This is a genomic window from Pseudoduganella flava, from assembly GCF_007830495.1.
In the GTDB taxonomy this organism is placed as follows: Bacteria; Pseudomonadota; Gammaproteobacteria; order Burkholderiales; family Burkholderiaceae_D; genus Rugamonas; species Rugamonas flava.
This window is the reverse complement of record NZ_VLKW01000006.1, coordinates 356987-368044: the sequence shown is the minus strand read 5'-3', so window position 1 is coordinate 368044 and position 11058 is coordinate 356987. Positions and strand designations below refer to the sequence as shown.

Genomic DNA, 11058 nt, shown 5'->3' with positions numbered 1-11058 from the left:
CCGTTCGTCCTCCAGGTGTCCGCGTTCGTCACACTCGTCCCCGCGGGTGCCGCCGGGCCGCCAATAATCCGCGTCGTCGTCACTTCCAACCACTGCCATGCCACGCGTTTACCCGACTCTTTGCCTGTCCCTGCCCCTCTTGATCGGCGCCGCGCACGCCGCCGATGACATCGCCCGCGTGGAGGTGAAGGCCGCCGGGGCGCAACAACAACGGCGCGACGACGGCGCCGGCCGCATCGTCGTCGGCCGCGATGAACTGGTGCGCTACGGCGACGTCAGCGTGGCCGACGTGCTGCGGCGCCAGCCCGGCATCGCCATCAACGGCGGCCAGGTGCAATTGCGCGGCCTGGGTGGCGGCCGCACGCAGTTCCTCATCGACGGCACGCCCGCGCCACCGGGCTTCCTGCCCGACAGCCTCGCACCCGAGCTGATCGAACGCATCGAAATCCTGAAGAGCGCCAGCGCTGACAGCAGCACGCAGGGCATCGCCGGCAGCATCAACATCGTGCTGCGCAAGGCCGCGCCACGCTGGCGCACGTCCGCCACGGTGGCGGCCGAACGCAGCGCCGCAGGCTGGTCGCCCACGGCGACGCTGGACCTGGCACGCCCCGGCGACACCTGGTCCGGCACGCTGGCCGCGCAGCTGGCCCGCACGCGCCGCGCACTGCACGACACCGTTACAGAGGAGGCGCCGGACGGCGAGCGCATCACGGCCGAACGCAACGCCGCCGTCACCGAGCGGGCTGCGCTGACGCCGCGCATGACGTGGAAATCCACCGACACGACGCTCGCCTGGCAAGGCTTGCTGGACCTGCTGCGCAGCGAAAACGGCGGCAGCGCGCGGGAAATCACGCTGTGGGGCGATCCCAGCGCGTACCCCCACAACGGCTACGCGTCGAACGCGCGCACCACGCAGGCGCGCAGCGACGTCACCGGCACGCACCGGCCGGGCGAGGACGTACGCCTCGAATGGAAATTGAACGTGGCGCACAACCGGCGCCGCAGCGACTACCGTTTCATCGGCAGCGACGCCGGCGACACGCCGCTGTGGCAGCGCCGCGTGCTCTCGACGGCGGGCGACGACAACGCCGGCAGCAGCGGCAAGCTGCGCTTCGGCGGCACGCCCCACCACGCCTTGAGCGCCGGCTGGGACGGCACCGTTGCGCGGCGGGCCGAGACGCGCCTGCAGCAGGATGCCGATGCGGCCGGCGCGCCGCTCGGCGACCGCGACCAGCGCTACGCGGCGCGCGTGCGGCGGCTGGCGCTGTATGCGCAGGACGAATGGTCGCCCGTGCCGGCGCTCGACCTCTATCTGGGCTTGCGCTGGGAAGGCTTGCGGACCACGACGGCCGGCCGCACCATGGAGCGCGTCGCCAGCCAGGCCGCCGTGTGGAGTCCCGTCGGACATCTGCTGTGGAGGATCCCGGACAGCCGCGACCAGATGCGCGTAGCGCTGACGCGCAGCTACAAGGCACCCGAGACCCGTGACCTGATGCCGCGCCGCTACACGGTCAACAACGCCAACGGGCCCACGAATCCTGACGCGCAAGGCAACCCGGCGCTGCGGCCGGAGCTGGCCTGGGGTATCGACGCGGCCTATGAACGGTACTTCGCCGGCAATGCGATGCTGAGCGTGTCGGCTTACGGGCGCCGCATCGCCGACGTCATCCTGCAGCAGCTGTTCCGGGACGGCAGCCAGTGGGTCACAATGCCCGGCAACGGCGGCCGCGCCAGCACCCGCGGCGTGGAACTGGACGGGCGCTTCAACCTGAGCAAGCAGGCGTCGGCCCGTTTCACGCTGGCGCGCAACTGGTCGGACGTGAAGGCGGTCGCGGGCCCCGGCAATCGCCTGGGCGAACAGACGCCGCTGGTGGCAAACGCGGGCCTCGACTACCGTTTCGGGTCCGGCACCACGGCGGGGTTCAACTGGAACGTGCAGGGGGCCGGCACGGCCCGCACGTCGGCCACGCAATGGCGCGAGCGGGGCACGCTGCGGCAGTTGACCGCGTACGCCAGCTGGCAGGCCGGCCACGGCGTTACGCTGCGCCTGACCGGCACGGACCTGTTGAACGCCACGCCGTACGACGTGCTGCGCTTCGATGACGGCGCCACGGCCGTGCGCCGCGCCACGGTGACGAGCGGCGGCCGCACGCTGCGCCTGGCGGCGGAAGTGCCGCTGTGAGCACGTCTCAGCGGTGCCGTGCCAGCCACTCTTCGAGGAACTCAACGCAAACGCGCAGCTTCGCCGACGTCGACAGGCGCGATGGATAGATCGCCCACACGTCCGCCGGTTGCTCGTAGTCCGGCAGCACGCGCACCAGCGCACCCCGTGCCAGCGCCGGCCCCACGTCCCACAGCGAGCGCAGGATGATGCCGTGGCCGTCCAGCGCCCACTGGTGCACCACTTCGCCGTTGGCGGCCGACAGCGGGCCGCCGACCTTCACGGTTTCCGGCCCGCGTGGCCCTTGCAAGGTCCAGCGGCCGAACTCCTCGTGGCGCTCGCGGATCACGATGCAGCGGTGCGCCGCCAGCGCGGCCAGCGTGGCGGGCATGCCGTGCCGTTCCAGGTAGGCCGGCGCGGCGCACAGCACGCGTGCGTTGCGGGCGATACGGCGTGAAATCAGGTGCGGCTCGTGCGCCTGGCCGACACGGATGTCGAGGTGAAAATCCTCACCGATCAGGTCGACGGCGCGGTCGAGCAGCTCCAGCTGGATTTCCAGCGCAGGGTAGCGCAGCGCGAGCGCGGACAGTGCCGGCGATACGCGGTTGCGGCCGAAACCGGAGCTGGTGCAGATGCGCAGCAGGCCGGACGGCGCCATCTGCTCCGTCGATACGGCCTCCGCCATCTGCTCGACGTCTTCCAGGATGCGCAGAGCCCAGCCGTGCACGACCTGGCCCTGTTCCGTCAGCGCCGTGGTGCGGGTGGTCCGGTGCAGCAGGCGCGCCTGCATCGTCTCCTCCAGGATGCCGAGGCGCTTGCTGACATAGGCGTTCGACACCCCGAGTGCGCGGGCGGTCGCGGCAAAGCTCTTATGGCGGACAATCGCGCAGAACAGGCGCAGATCGTCCAGCAGCGGAAGATCGTTCACGATTCGTGCATGATGAAGTAACGAGTCAGGTGATTGTAAACGCAACCGCACACATTATCCTTGTCTCATTCAACCGGGAGACCATCATGAAAAACAACGAATCGCACAACGCATCGCCGTCATCGCCGGCGACGGCATCGGCCAGGAAGTGATGCCGGAAGGCCTGCGCGCGCTGCAGGCGGCCGCACACCGCTTCGAGCTGCCCTTGGAATTCACGACGTTCGACTGGGCCCATTGCGACTACTACCTGCAGCACGGCCGCATGATGCCGGAGGACTGGTACGCGCAGCTGAAGGACTTCGACGCGATCTATTTCGGCGCGGTGGGCTGGCCGGACAAGGTGCCCGACCACGTGTCGCTGTGGGGTTCGCTGATCCAGTTCCGCCGCCAGTTCGACCAGTACGTGAACCTGCGCCCCGTGCGGCTGATGCCGGGGGTGCCGTGCCCGCTGGCGAACAAGCAGCCGGGCGACATCGACTTCTACGTGGTGCGCGAGAACACCGAAGGCGAATACTCTTCCGTCGGCGGCAAGATCTTTGAAGGCACCGAGCGCGAGACGGTGCTCCAGGAAGCCGTGTTCACGCGCCACGGCGTGGACCGCATCCTGAAGTATGCGTTCGAACTCGCGCAGTCGCGGCCGAAGAAGCACCTGACATCGGCCACGAAGTCGAACGGCATCTCGATCAGCATGCCGTACTGGGACGAACGGGTGGAAGCAATCGCCCCGTCGTATGCGGACGTGAAGTGGGACAAGTACCACATCGACATCCTGTGCGCCCGCTTCGTGCTGAGCCCCGAGCGCTTCGACGTCGTCGTGGCCTCCAACCTGTTCGGCGACATCCTGTCCGACCTGGGGCCCGCCTGCACGGGCACGATCGGCATCGCGCCGTCCGCCAACCTGAACCCGGAGCGCAAGTTCCCGTCGCTGTTCGAGCCCGTGCACGGTTCGGCGCCGGACATCGCCGGCCGCAACATCGCCAACCCCGTCGCGATGATCTGGAGCGGCGCGATGATGCTGGACTTCCTTGGCGCCGCCCAGCCGGAACGCCAGGGCGACTATCGGGCGGCGCACGACGCGATCATGGCCGCGGTCGAGCAGGTGCTGCGCACGGGGCCGCACACGCCGGACATGCGCGGCACGGCCAGCACCACGCGGATGGGCGAGGCGATCGCCGCACTGATCTGATGTCCTTGTCGCGGCGGTGCCCACGCACCGCCGCGCGCAGCAAAATCCCGCCTTATCCGCAGTTCATCTCGCGAAAACCACCGTTCGTCGCACGGCGATGGTGAGCCGCCGCGGGCCTGTCTATAGTTCAACCATCGCAACACGAACCAGACAACCCAAGGAGCTCATCATGAACATCGCCAAACACATGGAAACCATCTTCGTTGCCGCCCTCGTGCTGATCGGCGCGACCAGCATGGCCACCGCCGCCGTCACCAAGCTGCAGCACCGCGACAGCGGCGCCATCGTCGCCACAGCCGACGGTCAGGTCGCCGTCGTGAAGGTCACCGCGAAGCGCCTGTCGGCTGCCGAAAAAGCCGCCCTGTAATCGCCACGCCACCTGCACGGACGGAGACCCTGATGAACAGCTTTGTCAACGCAACGATGATGGCAGTTGCCCTGTATGCGAACGCGGCCGGTGCCGCGCAGGCTGCCGATATCGTCAGCGAGTCCCGCGCGGTCGACGCGCGCATCGTGAAGGTGGTACTGGATGGCGTCATCGACCTGACGCTGAAATACGGCGCGCAGCCGGGGCTCGTCATCTCCGGCGACCGGCGCTACCTGCCGAAAGTCATCGTGACCCAGCGCGGCGACACGCTGCGCATCGGCACCGACCTGCAGGGCATCCACATCGGCCGGCCGCAACTGCGTGCGGAGCTGACGTTACCCAACCTGTCCGAGCTGGTCTCGGCCGGCGTCGGCTCGGCCGAGGTGCAGGGCTTCTCGGGCGACAAGCTGCGCATCGCGCTCGACGGCGCCGGTGCCGTGCACATGACGTCGCAATACCGGAACCTGAACGCGAACCTGAACGGCGCGGGCAGCATGACCGTCAACACGGGGCTGGCCGAGAACGTCGACCTGAACTTGCGCGGTGCCGGCCAGATGGTCGTCAGCGGCGAGAGCCGCAGCCTGCGCGCCCGTCTCGGCGGCGTCGGCAGCCTCGATGCGCAGCAGCTCAAGGCCGACAGCGTGGACGTGGACATGACGGGCCTGGGCGGCGCGACCGTCTACGCGAAGACGTCCGCCAGCCTGCGCCTGACGGGCCTGGGTTCGGCCACCGTGTATGGCCAGCCGGCCAGCCGCAGCGCCAGCGCGCGCGGCCTCGGCCACGTGAACTGGCACTGAAGATCAATCTCGCGTCAGGGTGCCCGGCGGGCGCCCTGCGCGGACCCTTTCGCACTACCTTTCGCACTCCCCTGCGCGGCCCACGTGCCGCCCGCATCGCGCTGGTCCCAGCCCAGCACGATGCGCAGGTCGGAGGCGCCGGCCGCCGCCGGCCGCGGTGCCGGCAGGCCGAGGCGTTCGGCCAAACTCCGCGCCACGGCCTGCGCGGCGGGATCGTCGCGGTACTCGATCCGCGTGACGGGCACCGCGAACGGCTTCACGTTCGTCAGCCGCACGCTCTTCCACTGCACATCACGCAGCCGGCGCGCCCAAGCGGCCGCCATGCCGCGCACACCATTGCCGTTACTGATCTCCAGCCCCACGGCTGTCGCCTCTGACGGGGCGGACGGCACGCGCGGTGCGGGCGGTACGGCCGCCGGCTCGGCGCCGCTGGCGGCCGCCGGCACGTGCCGCACTTCGACCACCCCGCCCGCCTGGTGCAGCTCCGTGCGCGCCAGGCCAGCCGGCCACGGCGACGCTTCGGCTGGCTGCACGGCCGGCTGCGCGGCCGCGGCGGGCGGCTCGGCACCCGTCAGCGCGTAGTCGCCGCGGATGTCGTGACTGCGCAGCATGCGTGCCTGCTTCATCATCCGCAGCGCCTTGTCCGTCTCGCCCTGCGTTTCCAGCACGGCGGCCAGGTGCTCCCACGTGGCGGGCTGGTATGGGTCCAGCACGCAGGCCTTCCGCAGCATCGTCAGCGCCTCGTCGTGCCCGCCCTGCAGGTGCAACGCATAGCCCAGGTTCCCGAGCAGGAAGGCCAGTTCGGTGCGCGGCAGGTCGCGCCCTTCGTCCACCAGCGCGCGCCACAGCCCGATCGCGCGGGCGTAGTCCCCTTCCTCGGCGAGCAGCACGGCCATGCCGTTGCGGGCCTGCGTGTGGGCGGGGTCGAGCTGCAGTGCCTGTTGCCAGGCCCGGCGCGCCAGCGCATAGCGGCGCGCCGCGTGTTCGGCCCGGCCCAGCGCGTAATAGGCATCCGCGCTGGCGGCCGGCACCGGCGGCGCGGTGACCAGCGGCTGCCGGCTGCCGCATGCGAGCAGCAGCGCGCCGATGCATGCCGCTCCCGCCCAGTTACGTGTCGATCGCATGGTCCCTCTCCCTGTCATTGGTTGCCCATCATCGCCGGCATCACGACCCGCACCATCTGGATGCCGGCCGGGCCCACCAGCACCAGCATCAATGCCGGGAACATGCAAAAGATCAGCGGGAACAGCAGCTTCAGCCCGATCTTCGCGGCAGCCTCCTCGGCCAGCAGCGTGCGCTTCTGGCGCAGGTTGTCCGAATGGACGCGCAGCGAGTCGCCCATGCTGGTCCCGAACCGTTCGGCCTGGATCAGCATCGCCACCAGCGTGTCGACGTCTTCGACGCCGCTGCGCAGCGCGAAGTTGCGCAGCGCCCGCTCCTTCGAGAAGCCGGCGCGCATTTCCATCAGCACCAGTTGCAGCTCTTGCGCCAGCACGACGCTCTTCACGTCGATCTCGGCCGCCACCTTCGTCAGCGCCCGCTCCATCGACAAGCCGGCCTCGACGCAGACCGTCAGCAGGTCGAGCGCATCCGGAATGTTCTCGAAGATATCGCGCTGGCGGCTTGCCGCCTTGCGCGTGAGGACCACGTTCGGCAGGTAGTAGCCGAGGCCGGCGCCGCTGAACATCACCAGCAGGAATCCGTTGCGCAACACGCCGCCGGCCATGCCCGCCACCAGCATCGCCAGCATGGCGGGCGTGCCGAGCGCCAGCACCGTCTTCGCCGCGAAATACAGCGTGGGGGCGGACGCGCTGCGCCAGCCGGCGTTGATGAATTTCGTGCGCAGCGGCGAGCGTTCCCAGCCCTCTTCCGGCAGCGACAGCTTCGTCAGCGGCTTCGCGGCGCGCGCCACGCGCTCGACCCACTGGCCGTCGCCGGCGCCGGGAGTTTCGTCGGCAGTGCCGAGGAAGGCGCGCAGGCGCTCGCGCAGCGGCACCGGCGAGAAGATCGCCACCGCGGCCAGCGCCAGCCCGGCCACGACGACGAAGACGATCAGCAGGAAGGCAAGCTGGCGGCCGTTCATACGCGAATCCTGACGAGGCCGCGCATCCAGAACGATCCCAGCACCATGGCGCCGCCGGCCGTCCACAACAGGTTGATACCGGCAGGATCGGTCCACAGCACGCTGACGTACTGGTAGTTCGTGACGCTCATGATGGCGAGCATGACGAGCGGCAGCAGGCCAAGGATCCAGGCCGACATGCGGCCCTCGGCCGACAACACCCGTACCTGCCCGTGCAGCTTCAGGCGCGCACGCGTCAGGCGGCTGACGTTGCCGAGCAGTTCGGCCAGGTTGCCGCCCGACTCGCGCTGGATCAGCACGGCCAGCACGAAGTAGCGCAGGTCGGTCAGCGGGATGCGCGCGGCGAGGTTCTGCAGCGCCTCGTTCATCGGCGCGCCATAGTTGATTTCCTCGTACGTCGCCTTGAACTCGCTGCCGATCGGGTCGGGGATCTCGTCGCCCACCATCTTCAGCACGTTGGCGAACGAGTGGCCGGCGCGCAGTGCGCGGGCGAGGAAGTCCGCCGCCTCCGGCAGCTGTTCCTCGATCTTCTTCAACCGGATCGCGCGCGCCCGCAGCAGCATGCCGTACGGCGCCCCGGCCGCACCGGCGAGCAGCATGGCGGAGGGCAGCCAGGGCATTGCGAGGATCGGCAACGCGAACAGCGCGGCCGCCAGCAGGCCAGCCGACCCGGCCAGGAATTGGCCCACCTGCCAGCGCATGCCTGCCTGCAGCAGCAACCGGTCGAGCGCGGCCATGCGCGGAATACCGCGCAGCCAGTGATCGAGCGCCGGCGACGTCGCGTAGCGGCGCTGCTTCAGGATGCTGATCCGCTCGCCCCCTTCGTTGCGGCCGGCCATCAGGTCGAGCCGGCGGGCGATGCGGCGTGCACCGCGGCCGTGGCTCGTGCTCCACCACATCCACGCTCCCTCGACCATGAAGATCACGGCGGCGAACAGCAGCACGGCGAACGCCGTAAACATCGTGTCCATCGCCGCCTCCTATTCGAACACGCGGTCCGGATCGAAGACGCTGTCCGGCACCGGCATGCCGAACATCTTCAGGCGGTCGGCGAAGCGGGGCCGCACGCCGGTGGCGAAGAAGTGCCCCTGCACCTTGCCGTTCGCGTCCACGCCGGTCTGCTCGAAGCGGAAGATTTCCTGCATCGCGATCACGTCGCCTTCCATGCCGGTGACTTCCTGCAGGCTGACGAGCTTGCGCGCGCCGTCCGTCAGGCGCGACACCTGCATCACGACGGTGACGGCGGAGGAGATCTGCTGCCGGGTCGCGCGCGGCGTCAGGTTCACGCCGGACATGCCGACCATGTTCTCCAGCCGCGCCAGCGCATCGCGCGGCGTGTTCGAGTGGATCGTCGCCAGCGAGCCTTCGTGGCCGGTGTTCATCGCCTGCAGCATGTCGACGGCCTCGGCGCCGCGCACCTCGCCGAGGATGATGCGATCGGGCCGCATCCGCAGCGCATTGCGCACCAGTGCACGCTGGTTCACCTCGCCCTTGCCCTCGATGTTCGGCGGGCGCGTTTCCAGGCGCACGACGTGCGGCTGGCGCAGTGCCAGCTCGGCCGCGTCCTCGATCGTCACGATCCGTTCGGCCGCCGGGATGTACCCGGACAGCACGTTGAGCAACGTCGTCTTGCCGCTGCCCGTGCCGCCGGAAATCAGGATGTTGATCTTGGCATGGCCCAGCGCCTGCAGCACCTGCATCATCGGCGGCGTCAGGCTCTTGTACTCGATCAGGTTCTGCATCGTCAGCGGATTGGCGGAGAAGCGGCGGATCGACAGGATCGGCCCATCCACCGCCAGCGGCGGGATGATCGCGTTGACGCGTGACCCGTCCGGCAGCCGCGCATCGACCATCGGGCTGGACTCGTCGACGCGCCGGCCCACGCGCGACACGATCTTCTCGATGATCTTCATCAGGTGCGCATTGTCGGTGAACGTCACGTCCGTCAGCTCGAGGCGGCCGGCGCGCTCGACGTACACCTTCGCATGCGTGTTGACGAGGATGTCCGAGATGCCCTGGTCGGCCAGCAGCCGCTCCAGCGGGCCGAAGCCCAGCATCTCGTGCTGGATGTCGAGGACCAGCTGATGGCGCTCGCTCTGGTTCAGCACGATGCGCTCGTCCTCGATGATGCGCTGGACCAGCAGTGCCAGCTCGTGCTTGAATTGTTCCGGCGTGAGGCGCTTCAGGCGCTCCAGGTCGATCCGCTCCAGGATCAGCTGGTGCATCGTGGCCTTCAGCTCCTGGTAGGCTGCCTGCGATTGCGCCGGCAAGGTGACTCCGGTGCTCCTGCCCTCTTCCGCCAGGGCCAGGCGTTCGCGCAAACTCATGATCCGCTCCTTGGTGGTTTACTGTTCGGCGTCGCTGCGGCCGAACAGCCGGTCGAACAGCCCTTTCGATTCCGATACGCGCCGCTCGGTGACGAGTTCGACCAGGTCGGCGAGGCTGCGCGCGACGGGACTGCCGCGCGACAGCTGCAGCACGGGGATGCCCTGGTTGACGGAATCCGTCGCCGACAGGTAGTCGTTCGGCACCGTGTGCACGACGTCCGCGCCGAGTGCATGCTCCAGGTCCGCCAGCCGCAGCTTGCCGCCCTTCTCGTAGCGGTTGACGATCAGGCGCGTGCGCTCGACCGGATAGCCGAGCGAACGGAAGATGTCGAGCAGGCGGCGGCCGTCGCGAATGTCGGGCAGCGCCAGCTGCAGCACCGGGTAGATCGTGTCCGCGCTGTCGAGCGCGCGCATCGACAGCGCATCGATCTGGCGGCCCACGTCCAGCACGACGAAGTCGTAGTGCTGGCGCGCCACCCGCAGGATCGTGTCCATGTGCTCCGGCTTCATGTCGGTGGCCTGGGCCGGGTCGTCCGCGCCGGCCAGCACGCCGAAGGCCGGCGTCACGTGCACCAGGCACGATTCGAGGAAGGCGCCATCGATGCGGTTGATCTGCCGGCAGACGTCCGACAGCGTCATCGCCGGCTTCTGGTCGGACACGTACAGCGTGGCGTCGCCGAACTGGCCATGCAGGTCGATCAGCAATACCTTCTTTTCCGCCAGCGCGGCCAGCGCGTAGCCGAAGTTCGTGGCGAGAAACGTCGCGCCGCTGCCGCCCTTGCAGGCGATGAAGGCGAGCACCTTGCCGTCGCGCAGGCGGGTGACGCCGGCCTCGATCTCGATCCGGTCCATCGCCTCGTGGAACGCGCGGTGCACGAGCGGCAGCTGCAGCACCTCGCGCATGCCGGCCCGCATCGCGCGGATCAGCAGCTCCTGGTGCGCCTCGCGGGCCAGTAGCATGAAGCGCGCTTGCGGGTAGTGCCGCGCGAGCCGTTCCACCAGCTCCCATTCGCCGGGCTCGACGTCGCTGGCATCGAAGATCACCAGTTCCGGCGGGTCCGCCAGCGGCCGCTCGGCGGCATCGCGCAAGCCCTGGCGCGATGCGACGAGCTGCACCGCGGGCATGCGCGCCGAGCCCTGCGCGGCGACCTCGGCGTGCAACAGGCTATCCTTGCTGATCATGAGCGCTTTCATACGATTCTTCCTTTG

Annotated in this window: 10 protein-coding genes; 4 read left to right on the top strand and 6 right to left on the bottom strand. The window is 69.2% G+C overall.

The window, feature by feature from the left end; genetic code table 11:
- Window positions 1–97: 97 nt before the first annotated feature.
- A complete protein-coding gene (locus IP92_RS17620) occupies window positions 98–2182 on the top strand; it encodes a TonB-dependent receptor plug domain-containing protein (protein ID WP_145877349.1) in 2085 nt (694 codons plus the stop codon).
- 7 nt (window positions 2183–2189) lie between these two features.
- Here the strand turns inward: IP92_RS17620 and IP92_RS17615 are convergent, their stop codons facing one another.
- The gene (locus IP92_RS17615) at window positions 2190–3089 is read right to left on the bottom strand and encodes a LysR family transcriptional regulator (RefSeq protein WP_145877347.1); all 900 of its coding nucleotides are present in this window, start codon (window positions 3087–3089) and stop codon (window positions 2190–2192) included.
- Window positions 3090–3189: 100 nt separating this feature from the next.
- On the opposite strand from IP92_RS17615, the gene IP92_RS17610 reads away from it, so the two are divergent.
- From IP92_RS17610 to IP92_RS17600, 3 genes are all read left to right on the top strand, one after another.
- Entirely contained in the window at window positions 3190–4275 is a 1086-nt protein-coding gene (locus IP92_RS17610) for a tartrate dehydrogenase (protein WP_260071376.1), read from the top strand.
- 169 nt (window positions 4276–4444) lie between these two features.
- Window positions 4445–4642 (top strand): hypothetical protein, encoded by a 198-nt coding sequence (locus tag IP92_RS17605; RefSeq protein ID WP_145877342.1) that lies wholly within the window; start codon window positions 4445–4447, stop codon window positions 4640–4642.
- 32 nt (window positions 4643–4674) lie between these two features.
- On the top strand, window positions 4675–5439 hold the full coding sequence (locus IP92_RS17600) for a GIN domain-containing protein (RefSeq protein WP_145877340.1): 765 nt from the start codon (window positions 4675–4677) through the stop codon (window positions 5437–5439).
- A 14-nt stretch (window positions 5440–5453) separates the two neighbouring features.
- On the opposite strand, the gene IP92_RS17595 is transcribed toward IP92_RS17600, so the two are convergent.
- Genes IP92_RS17595 through IP92_RS17575 form a run of 5 tightly spaced genes read right to left on the bottom strand, consistent with a single transcriptional unit; the run spans window position 5454 to window position 11043 of the window.
- Entirely contained in the window at window positions 5454–6563 is a 1110-nt protein-coding gene (locus IP92_RS17595) for a LytR C-terminal domain-containing protein (protein ID WP_158206772.1), read from the bottom strand.
- Window positions 6564–6577: 14 nt separating this feature from the next.
- Window positions 6578–7522, bottom strand: a complete 945-nt coding sequence (locus IP92_RS17590; protein WP_145877336.1) for a type II secretion system F family protein — start codon at window positions 7520–7522, stop codon at window positions 6578–6580.
- On the bottom strand, window positions 7519–8493 hold the full coding sequence (locus IP92_RS17585; protein ID WP_145877334.1) for a type II secretion system F family protein: 975 nt from the start codon (window positions 8491–8493) through the stop codon (window positions 7519–7521). Before IP92_RS17585 ends, IP92_RS17590 begins: the two co-directional genes overlap by 4 nt.
- 9 nt (window positions 8494–8502) lie before the next feature.
- Complete coding sequence (locus IP92_RS17580; protein ID WP_145877331.1) at window positions 8503–9849, bottom strand: TadA family conjugal transfer-associated ATPase; 1347 nt, start codon at window positions 9847–9849, stop codon at window positions 8503–8505.
- 18 nt (window positions 9850–9867) lie between these two features.
- On the bottom strand, window positions 9868–11043 hold the full coding sequence (locus IP92_RS17575; protein WP_145877329.1) for a CpaE/TadZ family protein: 1176 nt from the start codon (window positions 11041–11043) through the stop codon (window positions 9868–9870).
- Between the last annotated feature and the right edge of the window lie 15 nt (window positions 11044–11058).

What these genes read in the sequence shown, in the direction of transcription:
- IP92_RS17620 (WP_145877349.1), top strand. Translation starts at nt 98, where the DNA reads ATGCCACGCGTTTACCCGACTCTTTGCCTGTCCCTGCCCCTCTTGATC.
- IP92_RS17605 (WP_145877342.1), top strand. Translation starts at nt 4,445, where the DNA reads ATGAACATCGCCAAACACATGGAAACCATCTTCGTTGCCGCCCTCGTG.
- IP92_RS17575 (WP_145877329.1), bottom strand. Translation starts at nt 11,043, where the DNA reads ATGAAAGCGCTCATGATCAGCAAGGATAGCCTGTTGCACGCCGAGGTC.
- IP92_RS17590 (WP_145877336.1), bottom strand. Translation starts at nt 7,522, where the DNA reads ATGAACGGCCGCCAGCTTGCCTTCCTGCTGATCGTCTTCGTCGTCGTG.
- IP92_RS17585 (WP_145877334.1), bottom strand. Translation starts at nt 8,493, where the DNA reads ATGGACACGATGTTTACGGCGTTCGCCGTGCTGCTGTTCGCCGCCGTG.
- IP92_RS17600 (WP_145877340.1), top strand. Translation starts at nt 4,675, where the DNA reads ATGAACAGCTTTGTCAACGCAACGATGATGGCAGTTGCCCTGTATGCG.
- IP92_RS17580 (WP_145877331.1), bottom strand. Translation starts at nt 9,849, where the DNA reads ATGAGTTTGCGCGAACGCCTGGCCCTGGCGGAAGAGGGCAGGAGCACC.
- IP92_RS17595 (WP_158206772.1), bottom strand. Translation starts at nt 6,563, where the DNA reads ATGCGATCGACACGTAACTGGGCGGGAGCGGCATGCATCGGCGCGCTG.